14 protein-coding genes are annotated in these 18,010 nt (G+C 67.5%); 7 read left to right on the top strand and 7 right to left on the bottom strand.

Features of this window, described 5'->3' with window-relative positions:
• Positions 1–15: 15 nt before the first annotated feature.
• Together AC51BJ_RS10860 and AC51BJ_RS10855 are read left to right on the top strand one after the other, a co-directional pair.
• Entirely contained in the window at positions 16–1,446 is a 1,431-nt protein-coding gene (locus AC51BJ_RS10860) for a bifunctional enoyl-CoA hydratase/phosphate acetyltransferase (RefSeq protein WP_430435455.1), read from the top strand.
• Positions 1,447–1,461: 15 nt separating this feature from the next.
• A complete protein-coding gene (locus tag AC51BJ_RS10855) occupies positions 1,462–2,646 on the top strand; it encodes an acetate/propionate family kinase (protein ID WP_496280221.1) in 1,185 nt (394 codons plus the stop codon).
• 80 nt (positions 2,647–2,726) lie between these two features.
• Here AC51BJ_RS10855 and AC51BJ_RS10850 read toward each other — a convergent pair whose 3' ends face one another.
• Positions 2,727–3,548 (bottom strand): formate/nitrite transporter family protein, encoded by an 822-nt coding sequence (locus AC51BJ_RS10850; RefSeq protein ID WP_496280220.1) that lies wholly within the window; start codon positions 3,546–3,548, stop codon positions 2,727–2,729.
• Positions 3,549–3,845: 297 nt separating this feature from the next.
• Between AC51BJ_RS10850 and AC51BJ_RS10845 the strand changes: the two genes are divergently transcribed.
• Positions 3,846–4,265 carry a GlcG/HbpS family heme-binding protein gene (locus AC51BJ_RS10845; RefSeq protein WP_304000739.1) on the top strand — a complete coding sequence of 140 codons (420 nt, stop codon included), beginning with the start codon at positions 3,846–3,848 and terminating at the stop codon, positions 4,263–4,265.
• Positions 4,266–4,302: 37 nt separating this feature from the next.
• Here the strand turns inward: AC51BJ_RS10845 and AC51BJ_RS10840 are convergent, their stop codons facing one another.
• On the bottom strand, positions 4,303–6,534 hold the full coding sequence (locus AC51BJ_RS10840) for an AsmA family protein (RefSeq protein ID WP_496280219.1): 2,232 nt from the start codon (positions 6,532–6,534) through the stop codon (positions 4,303–4,305).
• 295 nt (positions 6,535–6,829) lie between these two features.
• Between AC51BJ_RS10840 and mscL the strand changes: the two genes are divergently transcribed.
• Entirely contained in the window at positions 6,830–7,258 is a 429-nt protein-coding gene (mscL, locus tag AC51BJ_RS10835; RefSeq protein ID WP_425763781.1) for a large conductance mechanosensitive channel protein MscL, read from the top strand.
• A gap of 62 nt (positions 7,259–7,320) precedes the next feature.
• On the opposite strand, the gene AC51BJ_RS10830 is transcribed toward mscL, so the two are convergent.
• The 3 genes from AC51BJ_RS10830 to dnaE all read right to left on the bottom strand — a co-directional run bounded on the left by AC51BJ_RS10830 (position 7,321) and on the right by dnaE (position 12,357).
• The gene (locus AC51BJ_RS10830) at positions 7,321–8,049 is read right to left on the bottom strand and encodes a response regulator transcription factor (RefSeq protein ID WP_232416092.1); all 729 of its coding nucleotides are present in this window, start codon (positions 8,047–8,049) and stop codon (positions 7,321–7,323) included.
• A 127-nt stretch (positions 8,050–8,176) separates the two neighbouring features.
• Positions 8,177–8,662, bottom strand: coding sequence for a WbuC family cupin fold metalloprotein (locus AC51BJ_RS10825; protein ID WP_430435462.1), 486 nt, complete (start codon positions 8,660–8,662; stop codon positions 8,177–8,179).
• 176 nt (positions 8,663–8,838) lie between these two features.
• Complete coding sequence (dnaE, locus tag AC51BJ_RS10820) at positions 8,839–12,357, bottom strand: DNA polymerase III subunit alpha (RefSeq protein WP_304000735.1); 3,519 nt, start codon at positions 12,355–12,357, stop codon at positions 8,839–8,841.
• An 86-nt stretch (positions 12,358–12,443) separates the two neighbouring features.
• On the opposite strand from dnaE, the gene AC51BJ_RS10815 reads away from it, so the two are divergent.
• Entirely contained in the window at positions 12,444–14,189 is a 1,746-nt protein-coding gene (locus AC51BJ_RS10815; protein WP_496280218.1) for a pyrroloquinoline quinone-dependent dehydrogenase, read from the top strand.
• A 2-nt stretch (positions 14,190–14,191) separates the two neighbouring features.
• On the opposite strand, the gene AC51BJ_RS10810 is transcribed toward AC51BJ_RS10815, so the two are convergent.
• Positions 14,192–14,725, bottom strand: coding sequence for a GNAT family N-acetyltransferase (locus AC51BJ_RS10810; protein ID WP_430435465.1), 534 nt, complete (start codon positions 14,723–14,725; stop codon positions 14,192–14,194).
• A 195-nt stretch (positions 14,726–14,920) separates the two neighbouring features.
• Here AC51BJ_RS10810 and AC51BJ_RS10805 point away from each other — a divergent pair, with 195 nt between their 5' ends.
• Both AC51BJ_RS10805 and AC51BJ_RS10800 read left to right on the top strand, forming a co-directional pair.
• On the top strand, positions 14,921–16,924 hold the full coding sequence (locus tag AC51BJ_RS10805; RefSeq protein WP_430435466.1) for a methyl-accepting chemotaxis protein: 2,004 nt from the start codon (positions 14,921–14,923) through the stop codon (positions 16,922–16,924).
• 145 nt (positions 16,925–17,069) lie between these two features.
• Entirely contained in the window at positions 17,070–17,522 is a 453-nt protein-coding gene (locus tag AC51BJ_RS10800; protein WP_304000730.1) for a PA2169 family four-helix-bundle protein, read from the top strand.
• Positions 17,523–17,596: 74 nt separating this feature from the next.
• On the opposite strand, the gene AC51BJ_RS10795 is transcribed toward AC51BJ_RS10800, so the two are convergent.
• Positions 17,597–17,974 (bottom strand): hypothetical protein, encoded by a 378-nt coding sequence (locus tag AC51BJ_RS10795; RefSeq protein ID WP_496280217.1) that lies wholly within the window; start codon positions 17,972–17,974, stop codon positions 17,597–17,599.
• Between the last annotated feature and the right edge of the window lie 36 nt (positions 17,975–18,010).

The following is an 18,010-nucleotide window of genomic DNA, read 5'->3' as shown; positions in this document are numbered from 1 at the left end:
CCTGAAGGAACTGCCATGCAAGAGACGCCGACCACCCAGTGGATCGAGAACATCACCTACGACGAGCTGGCCATCGGCCAAAGCGCGCGCCTGCTGCGCACGCTGACGCTGGCCGACATCCAGGCCTTCGCCGCAGTGTCCGGCGACACCAATCCGGCCCACATGAACCCGGAATACGCCGAGGAAACGCTGTTCCACGGCGTGATCGCCCATGGCATGTGGGGCGGCGCGCTGATTTCGGCACTGCTCGGCACCCAGTTTCCGGGGCCGGGCACCATCTACCTGGAACAGGTGCTGCATTTCACCAAGCCGGTGCGCATTGGCGACACGCTGGCGGTGACCGCCACCGTCATCAGCAAGGACGACGCGAAGAAGCGGGTCGAACTGGATTGCCAGGTGGTTAACCAGAAAGGCGATCGAGTGCTGCACGGCACCGCGCGCGTGCTGGCACCGACGCAGAAGGTTCGGCTGGAGCACGTGCGCGCACCGCAGATACGGCTGTTCGATCCGGAAGCGCGCTTCCGCGAACTGCTTGCACTGGGCGACGGCATTCCGCCGGTGCGCTGCGGCGTGGTGCATCCTTGTGACGTCGAGTCGCTGAGCGGAGCGATGGACTCCGCCCGCCACGGCCTGATCATTCCGGTGCTGATCGGGCCGGAAGCGCGTATTCGCCACCTCGCCGCCGAAGCAGGCATAGACCTCAGTGCCGCCGAAATCGTCGGCGTGCCGCACAGCCACGCAGCCGCCGACACGGCGGCCGACATGGCAGCAGCCGGCGAGGTCGACATCCTGATGAAGGGCAGCCTGCACACCGACGAAATGATCCACGCGGTGCTGTCCCGCCCGGCGCTGCGCACCGGCCGCCGCATGTCGCACGTGTTCCGCTTCGACGTGCCGCTGTACAGCAAGCCGCTGCTGATCACCGACGCCGCGCTGAACATCCGGCCGTCGCTGATCGAGAAGGTCGACATCGTGCAGAACGCGATCGACTTCGCGCGCATCCTCGGCGTGAAGCAGCCCAAGGTCGCCGTGCTGTCGGCGGTCGAAACGGTCAATCCGAACATCCCGTCCACGCTCGATGCCGCCGCGCTGTGCAAGATGGCCGATCGCGGCCAGATCACCGGCGGCCTGCTCGACGGTCCGCTGGCTTTCGACAACGCGATCTCCGCGCGCGCCGCACAGGTGAAGCACATCCAGTCGCCGGTCGCCGGCGACGCCGACATCCTCGCGGTGCCGGATCTGGAAAGCGGCAACATGCTGGCCAAGCAGCTGGAATATCTCGGCGGCGCCAGCGGTTCGGGCCTGGTGCTCGGCGCCCGTGTGCCGATCGCGCTGACCAGCCGCGCCGACGGCCCGATGACCCGCGTCGCCTCGGCGCTGCTGGCACTGCTCGCCGCCCACAACGCGCGTCGCGACCATCCGCGCGAAGCGTGGTCTCAGCACTGAGCCGGATACACATCGATGGCCATCCTGTCCGTCAACGCCGGCTCGTCCACGCTGAAGTTCTCCATCCACCCGCTGCGCGACGGCGAGGTGCAGGCCAGCCTGCTCACCGGCAGCATCCAGGGCCTGGAACCCGGCGGCACGCCGGACATGGGCTGGACGCTGGCCGGTCGCCGCGGCCGGCGTTCGCTTGAAACCCTCGACGCGCCCTTCACCGCCGCACTGGCCGGGCTGCGCGAACTGCTGGACAGCGAAACCGGCATCCCGGCCATCGAGGCGGTGTCGCATCGCGTCGTACATGGCGGCCGCGATTTCTGCGACAGCGTCATCGTCACCGACGACATCCTCGCCCGCCTGAGCCGGCTCGATTCACTGGCGCCGCTGCACCAGCCGCACAATGTGGCCGGCATCCGCGCTTTCCGCGAGGCCTTCCCGGCGCTGCCGCAGATCGCCTGCTTCGACACCGCCTTCCACGCCAACCTGCCGGAAGTGGCCAGCCGCTTCGCGCTGCCGCGCGCACTGCACGACGAAGGCGTGCGCCGCTACGGCTTTCACGGCCTGTCCTATCAGTACATCATGGGTACGCTGCAGCGGCATTCGCCGCGCTCGAACGGCCGCGTGCTGATGGCCCATCTCGGCAACGGTGCCAGTCTGTGCGCCGCCCTCGATGGCCGCAGCCAGGCCACCACCATGGGCTTCTCGGCGCTGGACGGCCTGATGATGGGCACACGCAGCGGCACGCTCGATGCCGGCGTACTGCTCTATCTGTTGGAACAGGGCTGGGACCACGACCGGCTGCAGACACTGCTGTACCGGCAGAGCGGACTGCTCGGCGTGTCCGGCATCTCGGCCGACATGCGCCGGCTGCGCGCCGACGCCGGCGCAGCGGCGCGCGAGGCGGTCGAGCTGTTCACCTACCGCGTCGTGCGGGAGGCCGGCGCAATGGCCGCCTGCATCGGTGGCCTCGACCTGATCGCCTTCAGCGGCGGCATCGGCGAACACGACGCGACCCTGCGGGCCGACGTGTGCGCCACGCTCGCATGGATGGGCGTGCGCGTGGACGGTGCACGCAACGCCGCGGCCACCGGCGACGCGGTGCAGCGCATCGACAGCGACGACAGCGGCATCGAAGTGTGGGTCGTGCCGACCGACGAAGGCCGCGTCGCCGCACAGGCGGCCGCCGCCCTGATCGCGGCGCGCTGACTCAAGAAAACGCTTGGCCGCTCCCGAGTTTTCTTGCCCCCCTCGGGGGGCCTGACGCGAAGCGGCAGGTCTGGGGGCGCTCAGCTACGCTGACGGAAGGTGACGTAGTAGACGCCGGCCACCAGGATGCTGCCGCCGACGATATTGCCCAGCGTGGCGGCCAGCAGGTTGGACAGCATGCCGACAAGGGTCAGGCCCGACAGGTCGACGCCCGCCGGTACAACGCCACCGGCGTGCAGCAGCATGCCCATCGGAATGAAGTACATATTGGCGATGCAGTGCTCGAAACCGGCGGCGACGAAGGCCGACACCGGAAAGATGATGGCCAGCACCTTGTCGGTCACGCTGCGCCCCGCGGTGGCCAGCCACACGGCGAGGCAGACCAGTGCATTGCACAGGACGCCCTTCATGAACACGGTGGTGAAGGAACTGGCGGTCTTGCCAGCCGCCACCTTCACATAGGCTTCGGCCACCGCGCCGCCATTCATGTCGGTATGGTGCGACAGCATCACCAGCGCCACCATGCCCAGCGCACCGACCGCGTTCGTCACATAGACGATGGCCCAGTTGCGCGCCAGCAGGCTGAACGGAATGCGCCCCTCGGCCCAGGCCATCACCAGGAAATTGTTGCCGGTGAACAGTTCGGCACCCGCCACCGCCACCAGTATCAGCCCGAGCGAGAAAGCCAGGCCGCCGAGCAGCCGGGTCAGCGCGAAGCCGAGCGAGCCGTCGCTGGCGACCAGCGTGAAATAGAGCGCGCCGAAGCTGATGAAGGCGCCGGCCAGGATGCCCAGCATGGCCATCGTGCGCAGCGGCAGATTGGCCTTGACGACGCCGATGTTCTCGACCTTTTCCGCGATCTCCTTCGGCGAGTACAGATCGATACCCAGATTGCTGGCCATGCGGATGCTCCTCTCTGTTGTTCTCTGTGCGTTCTGACCCGTCTCCTGCGGGCAGCCGACAGTGTAGGATGTGGTCCTTGCTGCCGGTAGAGCCGGCAGTCGCGGACAGCCCGTCTGTACCGCGAGCGGAACACCCTCCAGCCGAATCAGCCTGACGCACAGTGCGCGCGAACAACCTTCCGCGCCTGCGCCCCGCCGGACCACCCGTCACGGCCAAGCGTCGCCGGGGAATCGCAGTACCGTGTGCGCACGCACCGGGATTCCTCGTCAGCCCAAGAACCTGACGGAGACAACCGAATGAGAACCCGCCTCACCCTCACGCTCGACGACGCGAAGCAGATCGCCGCCGCCGCCGAGGCCGAAGCACTGAAACGCAACTGGCCGGTCACCATTGCCATCGTCGACGACGGCGGCAACCTGATGTGGCTGCAGCGCCTCGATGGCGCGCCGCCGATGAGCACCCAGATCGCCCCCGAGAAGGCCCGCACCTGCGCGCTGGCGCGCAAACCCAGCAAGGCGATCGAGGACGTCGTGAACAGCGGCCGTCTGGCCGCGCTGCGCATGCCTGTACTGCCGCTGGAAGGCGGCGAAATGATCATCGTCGATGGGGAATGCGTCGGCGGCGTCGGCGTATCCGGCGTCAAGTCGAGCGAGGACGCCATCGTCGCCCGCGCCGGCATCGCCGCCATCGGCGCGAGCTGGGAAATTCCGCTCTGACCGCTGCGCGCTGACCGGCCGGCCTCACGGCCGGGCGTCAGCGCCCGAGCAGGCCCTTAAGCTTGTCGCCGACCTGCTGCTGGACCTTCTCCTTCGCCTTTTCCTGCAGCTTCTGCGTCTGTTCCTCGACCTTGGCGCGCGCGGCGTCCTTGACCAGGTCGCCGAACTCGATCTTGTAGTCCAGGCTGGCGAACGGGCCGTACAGGCGGACCGGCACGGTGACGCCCCTGAGGTCGGCCGCCGCCTTGCCGTCCTGACCCTTGCTGGTCGCCGCGAGCGTCACCTTTGCAAGGTAGTCGAGACTGGATCCGGGCAGGTCGATGGTGCCGGCACCGGCCAAGCGAAGGAAAGGCGAGCTGGCCGCCAGGTCGTCATTGCGTGCGATGCCGTCCTTGATGCGGAAGCTGGCGCTCATTTCCGAGAAATCGGTCTTTTCGGTCGCGTTCGCCTTCTGCGCCGCCGCCGCACCACCGCCCAGCGCTGCCTTCGCCTCACGCAGGCTTTTCGCCAGATTGATGCCACGGATCGCGCCGTCGCGCAGCTTCAGCGAGGCGCTGCCGTCGAGCGCCTTCTTCAGCGCGCCGACCGTGCCACCGGCGGTCACCAGGTCGAGCGACACGTTGCCGCGGCCCTCCAGCAGGTCCTTGTCCGCCGCGTCCTTGAGCAGCGGATGGATGTCGATATCGGCCAGCGTCTGCTTCAACGCAATGCGGTTGCCCTCCGCGTTCAGGCTCAGCGCGCCGCTGGCGGTGCCACGGTAGAGCGCCGCCGACAGCGGTGCGACATCGACCTTGCCATTGACGGCCTTCACGTTCAGCCGCACATTGGTCATCCGCACGCCGGACACCTGCAGTTCGCCCACCTTGACGCTGCCGCTAGCGTTGAGGCCGCGCAGCGCCGACAGGTCGACCGGCGTGTCGTCCGCACTGCCGGCCGGCTTGGGGTCCGCCTTCGCCGGCGGCAGGTAGCGGTCGACATTGAGGCGATCGATGTCGACGTTGAAATTCAGCGCCAGCGGATCGAACCGGGTGGCACCGAGCTTCAGCTTGATCTGGCTGTCGTCGAGCCGGGTGGCGAGGTCGAGTGCGGCGGTCTGCTTGCCGACGTCGGCCTGCAGCGCGCCCTTGACCGGCAGCTTCACCGTCTTCATCGGCAGCGCCGGGTGGGCAACATCGACGGTGCCGTCCAGCGCCGGCAGACCGATGACCGGGCCCTCGATACGCACGTTCAGCGGCGTCTGCAGCGAAGCCTTGACGGTGGCGTCGTCCATGCGCGCATCGACGTCCAGCACCAGACCGCTGGCCTTGACCTCCTCCGCGCTGCCCTCCAGCCCCTTGAACTGCAGCGCCAGATCCGCGGCGCGCGCCTTCGATTCGAGCCGCGCGCTGACGCTGACATCGCCGCCGCGCAGTGCTCCGTCCGCCAGTTGAACCGCCGGCGCCGACAGCTTGGCGCTCAGCGCCTCGCCATCGCGGGTCGCCACAGCGTCGAGCTGCAGCTTCTGCAGTTCCAGCTGCCCTTCGCCCACCAGCGAGATGCGCGAGGCACCCAGCGTCGCTTTCAGCGCCTGCAGATCGAGCGCTTCGCCATCGACCCTCGCGCTCAGATCGTCGAGCGCATAGCGCTGGGCCGGCAGATCGTAGTCGTAGGTGGCGGCCAGCACGATGCGGCTGTCGATGGCCGGCTGCGTGGACTTCAGGTGCGCCGCCAGATCGAGTTTGCCGCGCGCGGCATTGGCCAGCTTGCCGAGCGACAGTTCGATTTCTTCCAGCTGGTGCGCAGCGCCCGAGGCCTCGTCGCGGAAGGCCAGCGCCGAACGCGACAGCTTCAGTCCGGCGACGTCGAACCTGACCGGCGAACTGTCGTCGCTGTCGTCGGACAGCAGGTCGCTGAAGTTGAAGCTGCCGTCCTTGTGCCGCGTGATCTGGATGTAGGCACCTTCGATGCGGATCTCGTCCACCACCAGTGAGCCCGACAGCAGCGGCATCACCGCGACCGACACGCGCGCCGCGTCGACCTGTGCGAAACGATCGGCACTGCTGTGCTCGGACAGCGTGGTGCGACCCAGACGGAGACCGAGGTTGGGGTAGAAGGACAGATCGACATCGCCTTCGATGTCCAGCGTGCGCTGCTTCTGCTCCTGCACGACGCGCTTCAGTTCGTCCTTGAGCTTCGCCGCATCGAAGGTGATGGCGACGTAGAGCACGACGGCGGCCAGCAGCGCTGCAATACCGCCCAGCGCGAATGCTGCGTATTTCAGTACTTTCATGCCTTCTCCATGCGAAACAGGCGGACCGGGGTCGCTGACCTCCCGCCACGCCGCGGCGCCCCGCCGGGCGGGCACACGCAAGGACATGGCAGGCGAATCAGGTAACGACGAACCGCGGCGCGCGATGGCGACCGTTCAGGATGACAGCGCCCGAGCGGACACTCGATGAGCACGATGGTCCGCGAGCGTAACAGAGAAGCCCGCGCGCCGGCCCGGGCGCAGCGCACACAGTCGCCTGTGCTATCTTCGCGCTCGCTGCATACGTCAGACATCCCCACCGAAAGAGGAGAACCGCATGAGCTTCATGTCCGAATTCAAAGCCTTCGCCATGAAGGGCAATGTGGTCGACCTGGCGGTCGGCGTCATCATCGGTGCAGCCTTCGGCAAGATCGTCGACTCCGTCGTCGGCGACCTGATCATGCCCATCGTCGGTGCGCTGTTCGGCGGCCTCGATTTCAGTCAGTTCTTCATCGTGCTGAAGGACATCCCGCCGGGCGTGCCGGAAACGCTGGCCGACCTGAAGAAGGCTGGCGTGCCGGTTTTCGCCTGGGGCAGCTTCCTCACCGTCGCGCTGAACTTCGTCATCCTCGCCTTCATCATCTTCATCATGGTGAAACAGATCAACCGGCTGAAGCGCGAAGAGCCTGCGGCACCGGAGGCACCGGCCGAGCCGCCGGAAGAGGTCGTGCTGCTGCGCCAGATCCGCGATTCACTGCAGAAGTAAGCGGCGGTCGTGGAAATGAAAAAGGAGCCGCGAGGCTCCTTTTTCTTTGGTGCGTCGACGGCTCAGGCGGCCGGCTGTTCTTCCGCCCGCTTGCCGTCGTCGGCCACCCGCTCAAGCCGGTAACCGTAGTTGTAGGTGGAGGCGAGGCGGTAACCATTTTCCGGCCGCAGCGCGAGCTTGGAGCGCACGCGCGACATGTGGGTGTCGACGGTGCGCGTCGGCACGTCGCCCTTGCGGCCCCACAGCGATTCGAGCAGATGACCGCGCGACACCAGACGGCCGACGTTGCGGAACAGGAAGACCGCCAGTTCGAACTCGCGCTCGGTCAGGTCTATGACCTCACCGTTGAGGCGGGCGGTGTGCGAATTCATGTCGAACTGGTAGGGCGCGGCGTCGATCACCGGCTGATCGGCCGGCGGACGGCTGCGCCGCAGCACGGCTTCGATGCGGGTGAGCAGTTCCATGCGCCGGGCCGGCTTGACGATGTAGTCATCGGCGCCCGCCGCCAGCGCGGTCACGATGTCGTTCTCGTCCTGCCGGGCGGTGACGAAGATGACCGGGGTCGTCAGCCCGCGCTCGTTGCGCAGCCAGCGCAGCACGTCGGCGCCCGGCAGATCGGGCAGTTCCCAGTCGATCAGCAGCAGGTCATAACTTTCCCGCACGGCTTCGCGCATCAGGTCGCGAGAGCGCATGAAGGTGTGGATGTCATGGCCGGCGGCACGCAGCCAGCTGCCAAGGATTTCGACCTGTACCGGGTCGTCTTCGAGCAATGCTATTCGGGCGGTCTGCACGGCGATTCTGTATCCGTAGGAAATAACCGGTTCAGAAAGCGTTCACGGCACGCGCAACGCGGACTGAAGGGTGACTGTGTAATTTCGTGACCTCCGGCCTGTAAGGCAGTATGCCCCAGTGTGCGGGTCAGCGCATCCGTTCGCCATCGAACAGACCGTGCATCCAGTCCAGCCAGCGCCGCGCAGGCTCACCATCGGCCGGTGCCCAGGACGCGAATTCGGTCTCGGTCAGCGCACGGTAAGGGCCGGCTTTCGCCTCGAACATGACGGAACCGGGTTCGAGGGCCACCAGACTGTGAAACTGACCGTGCGCGATATCGACGCCGAAGCGCTCGCCACCGGGTGCCAGCACGCAGGTTTCTTGCACCGCACCGCTGTCGTCGAAAAGGATGCACCCCAATCGACCCTTCACGCAGAGGATGGTTTCATCCTTCAGCGGATCCAGATGTCGGTGGGGTCTGACATAGCTGTCGGGTTCGATCGCATTGAGCAGGCGGTGCGCCGGATGATCGTCGTGTGGATGGAAATTGCGGTTCATGCGCCGGCGCGGGCTGCGCTGCGCTTCGACCACCACGGCGTCGAGCAGAGCCCGGTCCAGCCAGCGCGCGCTCATGCGACGGCCCTCCGGTCACTGCGTGACCACCTCCCCGAGGGAGGATGAGCGCCCTCTTCGGGCGGCCGGGCGAGGGCGCTCATGCGACGACCCTCCGGTCACTGCGTGACCACCTCCCCGAGGGAGGGTGAGCGCCCTCTTCGGGCGGCCGGGCGAGGGCGCTCATAGCCCGGCACTCATGCGTAGGCCACCGACACCGCGTCGGCCGGCAGCCAGTCGCGCAGACCGTCGAACAGCGCGTCGTCGAGTCTGACCCGCCACGGATCGCCGAAATCGAGCGGCGCGACGGCGTCGTTGCTGCGATAGTGCAGGCGCACCGCGCAACCGCTTTCGGTGCGGAAAGGTTCGAGCAGACTGCGCAGCCGGGCGCAGGCGGCGTGCGCGCCGAGCGTCGCCACTTCGCCGTTCAGCTTCAGTTCGAGCCGGCGCGCGAAGCGGGCGCGTGCCTCGCCGGCGCTGAGCAGGCTGTCGGCGACGACGCGCATCGAGTTCGAATATTCGTCGAACTGCGCCCGGCCTTCGACCACCAGCACTTCGTCCTCACGCAGCTTGTTGCGCGACGCTTCGTACAGTTCGTTGAACACCGACACCTCGATCTGCGCCGTGCCGTCGTCGAGCGCGACGAAGGCCATCTTGCCGCGACGCGTCATCTGCACGCGCGAACTGACGACCAGGCCGGCGACCACGGTCGGGTCGCGCGACGATTCAAGCTGGGCCAGCTTGCGCCGGGCGAAGCGCGAGAACTCCTGCGCGTAGCTGTTATAGGGATGGCCGGACAGGTAGAAGCCGAGCGCCTGCTTCTCGTTGGCCAGCTTTTCGCGCTCGCTCCACGGCTTGACCTGAACGTACTCCGGCGCGCGCGCGCCGGTGCCACTGGGGGCGTCGTCGAACAGGCCGCCCTGGTGCGCGTTGGCCGCTGCCTGCTCGGCCGCCTCCATCGCCAGCGCGACGCTGCTCATCAGCGTGTTGCGGTCGTGCGGCGTGCCGGCGATCGTCGCGTCGAAGGCGCCGGCTCGGATCAGCGCCTCGATGGTGCGGCGGTTCACCATGCGGCGGTCGACGCGCAGGCAGAAGTCGAAAATGTCCTTGAACGGCCCGCCCGATTTGCGGGCTTCGAGGATGCAGTTCACCGCCTGCTCGCCGGTGCCCTTGACCGCGCCGAGGCCGTAGCGGATTTCGCTGCGCGACACCGGCACGAAACGGTATTCGGACTCGTTGACGTCCGGCGGCAGGATGGTGAGCCGGTTCTTCTTCGCGTCGAGGTAGAAGATGTTCACCGTGTCGGTGTTGTCCATGTCGGACGACAGCGACGCGGCCATGAAGGCGGCGCAGTGGTGGGCCTTCAGCCAGGCGGTGTGGTAGGTGACGACGGCGTAGGCAGCGGTGTGCGACTTGTTGAAGCCGTACTCCGCGAACTTGGTCATCAGGTCGAACAGCTGTTCGGCCAGTGCCGGGTCGTAGCCCTTCTCCTTCGCACCGGCGGCGATGGTTTCGCGGTGCTTGGCCATCTCCTCCGGCTTCTTCTTGCCCATCGCCCGGCGCAGCATGTCCGCACCACCGAGCGTGTAGCCGCCGATGATCTGCGAAATCTGCATCACCTGTTCCTGGTACACGATGACGCCATAGGTCGGCGACAGGCAGGCTTCCAGGTCCGGGTGGAAATAGTCGATCGCCTGCTGGCCCTTCTTGCGTAGGATGAAGTCATCCACCATGCCTGAGCCGAGCGGGCCCGGCCGGTAGAGCGCCAGCACGGCGATGATGTCTTCGAAGCGGTCGGGTGCGAGCTTGCCGAGCAGCTTCTTCATGCCCTCGGATTCAAGCTGGAAGATGGCGGTGGTGTTGGCATCCTTCAGGATCTGGTAGGCGGCCGGATCGGTGAAGGGCAGGCTCAGCAGGTCGGGCCGGTTGCCGGTCATGCGCTCGATGTAGTCGACCGCCAGCTCGATAATCGTCAGGTTGCGCAGACCGAGAAAGTCGAACTTCACCAGGCCGATGGCTTCGACGTCGTCTTTGTCGAACTGGCTCACCGGCGAAGCGTCGTCGCCGTCCTGCTGGTAGAGCGGGCAGAAGTCGGTGAGCTTGCCCGGCGCGATCAGCACGCCGCCGGCGTGCATGCCGACGCCGCGGGTCAGGCCTTCCAGCGGTTCAGCCAGGCGCAGCAGTTCGCGCACCTCCTCTTCCGCCTGTTCGCGCTCGGCCAGCTGCGGCGCCTGCTCACGCGCCTCGGCCAGCGACAGCGGCTTGTTCTGCACCACCGGGATCAGCTTGGACAGCTGGTCGCAGAAGTTGTAACCCATGTCGAGCACGCGGCCGACGTCGCGGATGACCGCGCGCGACGCCATGGTGCCGTAGGTGGCGATCTGGCTCACCGCGTCGGCGCCGTACTTCTGGCGCACGTACTCGATCACCTTCCAGCGATTGTCCTGGCAGAAGTCCACGTCGAAGTCGGGCATGGACACCCGCTCCGGATTCAGGAAGCGCTCGAACAGCAGCGCGTAGGCCAGCGGATCGAGGTCGGTGATGCCGAGCGAGTAGGCGACCAGCGAGCCGGCGCCGGAGCCGCGGCCAGGACCGACCGGCACGCCGTTCTTCTTCGCCCAGTTGATGAAGTCGGCCACGATCAGGAAGTAGCCGGGGAAGCCCATCTGGATGATGGTGTCGCACTCGAACTTGAGCCGCGCCTCGTACTCCGGCCGCTTCTGCTCGCGCACCGTCTCGTCCGGGTAGAGCTGGGCCAGACGCTTCTCCAGGCCCGCTTTCGCCTCGGCGATCATGAACTCGTCGATGGTCATGCCGGGCGGTGTCGGGAACTGCGGCAGGTAGTTCTTGCCCAGCGTCAGCGTCAGGTTGCAGCGACGCGCCAGTTCGACCGCGTTGTGCAGGGCTTCGGGAATGTCGGCGAACAGCGCGGCCATTTCGGCCGAGGTCTTGAAGTACTGCTGTTCGGTGAAATCGCGCGGCCGGCGCTTGTCGCTCAACACATAGCCCTGGGCGATGCAGACGCGCGCCTCGTGCGCTTTGAAGTCGTCCGGCGACATGAACTGCACCGGATGCGTGGCCACCACCGGAATGTCCATTTCGGAGGCCAGCGCGCAGGCGTCGGCGATATAGGTTTCGGTGTTCGGGTGGCCCGCGCGCTGCAGCTCGATGTGGAAGTCGCCGTCGAACAGCCGCAGCCATTCGGCCGCCGCACGGCGCGCCGAATCCATATTGCCGGCCAGCAGCGCCATGCCGACGTCGCCCAGCATGCCGCCGGACAGCGCGATCAGGCCGGCCGTGCCCTCGGCATCGCGCTCCAGCCACTCGCGGCGCAACTCGGCACGGCCACGGTACTTGTTCTCCAGGTAGGCGCGGGTGAGCAGCCGGCACAAGGTGCCGTAGCCCTCGCGGTTGCGCGCCAGCAGCAGCAGGCGATGCGGCTTGTCGCGCTCGGCGTCGTTGCTGACATAGACATCGACCGCGCAGATCGGCTTCACGCCCTTGCCGCGCGCCGCCTTGTACAGTTTGACCAGGCCGAACACGTTGGCGAGATCGGAAATCGCGATCGCCGGCATGCCGTCCTTCGCCGCGGCCTTGACCGCTGCATCGACGGTGACGATGCCATCGACCACCGAGTACTCGCTGTGGATGCGCAGGTGGACGAAAGGTGTGGGGGCCTCGGCGGCCGGGGAGAGGGTGGTGCTGTCGGAGCTCATCCGGCGATTTTACTCGGCCACGCCGAACGTAACGACTGCGGCGGCGACTGCGCTAGCATCGTCGCTTTCCGTCACCGCCGGACACCATGCGCCGCCACCTCCTGCCCCTCGTACTGCTCGCGCTCGCCCTGCCCGCCGCCGCACAGAAGGACCGCGACTGGCCCACCTTCGGCCTGGACCAGGCCAACACGCGGCTGGCCGACGTGCCGGCCATCACGCCGAAGACGGTGAAGAAGCTGGTGCCGAAGTGGATCTACCAGAGCGGCATCGCGGCCACCTTCCAGGCAACGCCCATCGTCACCGGCGGCCGCATGTACGTGTCGCTGCCCGGTTCGCACGTGGTGGCGCTGGATGCGCGCACCGGCGCCGAGCTGTGGCGTTACACGCACCGTAAGCGCACCGACAAGCTGTGCTGCGGCCCGGCCAACCGCGGCGTCGCGGTGGACGACGGCCGCGTGTTCGTCGCCACTGTCGATGCACGCCTGGTGGCGCTCGACGCGGCCACCGGCAAACCGGCCTGGGACATCGAACTGGCGCGGCCGGACGAAGCCATCACCGAAAGCGGCGAAGGCATCAAGGGCGAAGTCGGCGGCGGTTCAGGCGTCGGTGCGGCCGCTGCACCCCTGGTGGTGGACGGCAAGGTGATCGTCGGCATCAACGGCGTCGGCTACGGCCTGCACATCGACGCCCAGGGACGCGCCGGCCAGCTCGCCGCCGTGGTGGGCATCGCCGGCAAGTACGGCGGCATCGGCTTCCTCGCCGCCTTCGACGCGAAGACCGGCAGGCGCGTGTGGCAGTTCGACACCGTGCGCAAACCCCAAGATGGCGGCTGGGAAGGCGATTTCGTCGAGCGCACCGCCGATGGCTTGCCGCTGAACCGCAATATCGCCGAGGAACGCGCCAATGCCGGCAAGTACGCCGACGCCTGGGAATACGGCGGCGGCTCGGTGTGGAACGCGCCGGCCTACGACGCGAAGAGCGGCCTGCTCTACTTCGGCACCGGCAACCCGAGCCCGCAGATCAACGACAGCACCCGCCCGGGCGACAACCTCTACACCGCCTCGCTGGTCGCCATCGACGCAAAAACCGGCCGCCACGCTTGGCACTTCCAGCAGATTCCGCACGACAAGTGGGGCTATGACGTGGCCAGCCCGCCGCTGCTGTTCGACCACCGCGAGCCGGACGGCCGCGTCGTGCCGGCGGTCGGCCAGGCGTCCAAGCTGGGCTGGTTCTACGTGCACGATCGCGCCACCGGCGCCCTGCTCTACAAGTCCGACGCCTTCGTGCCGCAGGACAACCTGTTCGCCGCCGCCAGCCGCGAAGGCACGCGCATCACGCCGGGCGTGGCAGGCGGCGCGAACTGGTCACCGGCCGCACTGGACACGCAGCGCGGACTGGCCTTCGTCGCCGCCATGCACATGCCGATGCGCTACTGGATCAAGGAAAGCGCGGCCACCGCCGACAAACCGGCGCAGCGCTACGACAGCATGGAACCGGCGGACGAAGCGCAATGGGGCGTGCTGGCGGCAATCGACCTGAGGAAGCGCGGCCGGCTTAAGTGGACGGTGAAGACCGATCAGCCACTGATCGGCGGCGTGCTGGCGCTGAAGTCCGGCGTCGTGTTCACCGGCGAGGGCGACGGCCATCTGTCGGCCTTCGACAGCCTCTCGGGCAAGCGGCTGTGGCGCTTCCAGACCGGCGCTGGCGTCAATGCGCCGCCGATCGCCTACGTGCTCGAAGGCAAGCCCTATGTCGCGGTGGCCGCTGGCGGCAGCGCCATCTGGGGCTACCGCCAGGGCGATGCGGTCGTCGTGTTCGGGCTGCCCGACTGAGTTCAGCCCGCGTCCTTCAGCAGGCGGCGCAGCGCCGGCGGATCGAGCCGCATCACGTACTCCAGCCCGTCGACCTCGTCGATGAAGGAAGCGATGCGGCGGAAGCCCGTGCTGGCCAGCAAGGAGCACGAGGCGAGATTGTCCGGCCGCACCGAGGCGATGAAGCGCGGCACGCCCTGATCGAGATGTGCCCAGCGCAGCAGCGCGATCAAGGCTTCGCGGCCGAGGCCGCGGCGGCGGTGCGGCGGGTAGATCGTGTAGCCTGTCTCGACGCCGTCCGGCGCGTAAGGCAGCAGATATTCCGGCGCCGGCCGCGTGTGGAAGCCTGCGTGGCCGACCATTTCACCGCTGTCGCGCAAGGCGATGGCGCGCACCGACCACGGCGCGTATTCCGGGTCGGACCTCAGGTCGGCCAGGCGCAGTGCCGCCAGATCGGCTTCGGCGAGCCAGTCCTCGGCCACGGTCAGCCCGATCAGTTCGGACAGGTCCTGCACACCGCAACCCTCGGCCGACGCCTGCAGGAAGTCGGCGCTCATCGGTCGCAGCAACAGACGAGGGGTCAGGATATCCACGGGCGGGCAGCATCGGACATGACGGGGCGAAGAAGATAGCCGGTCTGGCGCCGCCCATCCAGCCCTGAAAGAGGTGGTGCATTGGGTTCATAATTTTTTCCCCTAAAGAAACTTTCTTGATCGTCGTCAACCTCTTCTCACTCAAGAACGAGGTCGATCATGAATCTGCACGCCCTGAGTCTGCGCACCAAGCTGCTGGCATCCACAGTCATTACCGTCCTGCTCTGCTTCTCGGTCACACTGGGGGTGCTCGCCTGGCGCAGTCACCAGGCGGTGCTGGAACAGGGTCTGGCACGCGCCGAGAGCGTGGCCGCCTCGGTCGCCCACGATGTCGGCGCCAACCTGGACGAAGCGATGGCGGTGTCGTCCACGCTGGCGCTGTCGCTCGAAGGCCTGCACGCGAAGGGCACGCCCGACCGCGATGCGGTCAGCCGTCTGCTGCGTCGCACGCTGGAAGGCCGCCCTGGACTGCTGGGCGTCTACACCGGCTGGGAAGCCAACGCCTTCGACGGACGCGACGCCGACTTCGGCGGTGCCGCCGGCCATGACGCCAGCGGTCGCTTCGTGCCCTACTGGAGTCGCAGCGGCGACAAGCTGTCGGTCGAACCGCTGGTCGATTACGACAAGCCGGGCGCCGGTGACTATTACCAGCAGCCGAAGAAGACCGGCCGCGCCTATCTCGCCGAGCCCTACGAATACGTGGTCGGCGGCCGGAAGATGCTGATCACCTCGCTGGTCAAGCCGCTGGCCGTCAATGGCCGCTTCGCGGGCATCGCCGGCGTCGACATGGCGCTCGACCGGCTGGCCGACGACCTCGGCCGCATCAAGCCCTTCGACGTCGGCACCGTTGCGCTGTATGCGCCGTCCGGTCTGGTGGTCGCACATGCCGATGCAGCCCGCATCGGCAAGCCGGCCTCCGATCTGCCGGCCGACGCGCTGGCTGCGCTGGGCGAAGGTCGCAGCCTGCAGTGGCGCGACGCTGCCGGCGTGCGTCATTTCCTGCAGCGCGTGTCGCTGAGCGACGGCGACGCCTGGTGGGGCAGCGTAGTGTCGGTGCCCGAAGACGTGATCACCGCATCGGCCAACGCACTGCGCAACACCGCCATCGTCATGGGCATCGTCAGCGTGATGCTGACGGCCGGCGTGCTGTTCGCGCTGCTCGGCGCGATGACGCGGCCGCTGGAAACGCTGGCCGACGCGATGCAGGCGCTGGCCAGCGGCGAAGGCGACCTGACGCGCCGCCTGCCGGAAACCCGCAGCCGCGACGAACTGGGGCGTGTCGCCACCTCGGTCAATGCCTTCCTTGGCAGCCTGCAACGCATGTTCATCGAAGTACGCGATCAGAGCCACACCCTGGTCGGCGGCATCCGCGAAGTGTCGGACGCCACCCGCCACATCGCAGGCAGTTCGCGCTCGCTGGCCGGCACCACCGGTGACAACGCGGCAACGATCGAGGAAATCACCGTGTCGATCGGCCACATCGCCAGCCACGCCAACGACGCCAATGGCGTCATGCTGGACACGCACACCGCGTCGCAGCGCAGCGGCGAGGCGGTGCGCGGCATGCAGACGCATATGCGCGACATCGCCGGCAGCATGGAAACGCTGGCCGGTTCGCTGACCGGGCTGGCCGAACGTTCGGTACAGATCAACGGCATCGTGCAGGTGATCCGCGAGATCGCCGACCAGACCAATCTGCTGGCGCTCAATGCGGCGATCGAAGCCGCCCGCGCCGGCGAGCAGGGCCGCGGCTTCGCCGTCGTCGCCGACGAGGTACGCAAGCTGGCCGAACGCACCAGCAATGCCACCACCGAAATCCGCGACATGATCGCCGCCATGCACAGCGAAACCGACCGCGCGGTGGACAGCATGAACAGCACGCGCGAAGCGGTCGAGTCGGGCGTCGAGCGCGCCGCCCGCGTGGCCGAGGAGATCGGTGGCATCGAGGCCGGCATGCAGCGCGCCGCCGAACGGGTACGCGAGATCGCTGAAGCGACGCAGGAACAGTCGGCCGCCACCACCGCACTGGCGCAGTCGGCGGAGCAGGCGTCCGAAGTGGTGCAGAACACCGACGAAGCGATCCAGCGCACCTCGGCCACGCTGTCACAGATCGGCCGCGCCTCCGACCATCTGGGCGAACTGGTCGGACGCTTCAAGCTGTAAGCCACGGTTCGGGCGGGAAGACATCCCGCCCGGGTCGGCGCAGGACTACGCTGTCCTACGCCGGACACCCACAGCCCTCATGGCAGCGCACACCTAGGATGAGGATTCAGCGGCACGTCGCCGCACTCATCACCGAGGAGACGTCATGAGCAATCGCACTGTCATCGAAGTCCTGAACACCCTGATCGAGACCTGCAAGGACGGCGAGTACGGCTTCAACGAATGCGCCGAGCACGCCCAGGCCGGACAGCTCAAGGCGCTGTTCAACAACCGCGCGCTGGAATGCCGCGCGGCCGCACTCGAACTTCAACAGATCGTTGCCGCGTCCGGCGGCGAACCCGATACCAGCGGCACCGTGAGCGGCGCCCTGCACCGTGGCTGGGTGTCGCTGCGCAGCGCATTGCCGGGCGACGACAACGTCGCCATGCTGAACGAGGCCGAACGCGGCGAGGACAAAGCGCTGCAGCGCTACCGCGAGGCGCTGTTCCAGCCGCTGCCGTCCGACGTGCGCATCGTGGTGCAGCGCCAGCTGGCCGGCGTGCAGCGCAACCACGACCAGATCCGCCTGCTGCGCGATCAGTACCGCGCCGTCGCCTGACCGGCCGGACGCCCGTAACGCGGACCGCCTGCGGGCGGTCCCGCCCACTGCTTCTTCATCCCGTTCTGGAGCGCTCAGCGCGACAGCATCGTCGCCAGCGCGATGACGACGAACACCAGCAGCCCGGTCCCGGCCACCGTGATGACGCGGACGCGCAACCTGAGCGCGCCGATCTCGCTCACCAGTCGCGCGTTCTGTTCGGCCAGCGTGCGGATGAGCTGGGACGAGGCGAGCGCCTCCTTCTGCAACTCCGTCACCGCCTGTTCCAGCGCAGCGATACGCACGTCGTCGCTGGCGCCGGGCGGCGCGACCACGGACGGCTCCTCGCCCTTCTTCCGCTTCTTCGCGACGCGCTCCCACAGCGCGTTGGCGCCTTGCACGACAGACGGTGCGGCGGCGATGACGTCGCCCCAGGGGACTGCCTTGACGGCGCCGAGCAGACTGATGGACATGGATGGACCTCTACGGATATCTGGAGCGTCAGCCTA

The sequence above is a fragment of the Methyloversatilis sp. S146-33 genome (assembly GCF_059552495.1).
The sequence above is the reverse complement of the archived record's forward strand: the minus strand, read 5'-3'. Positions and strand labels throughout refer to the sequence as shown.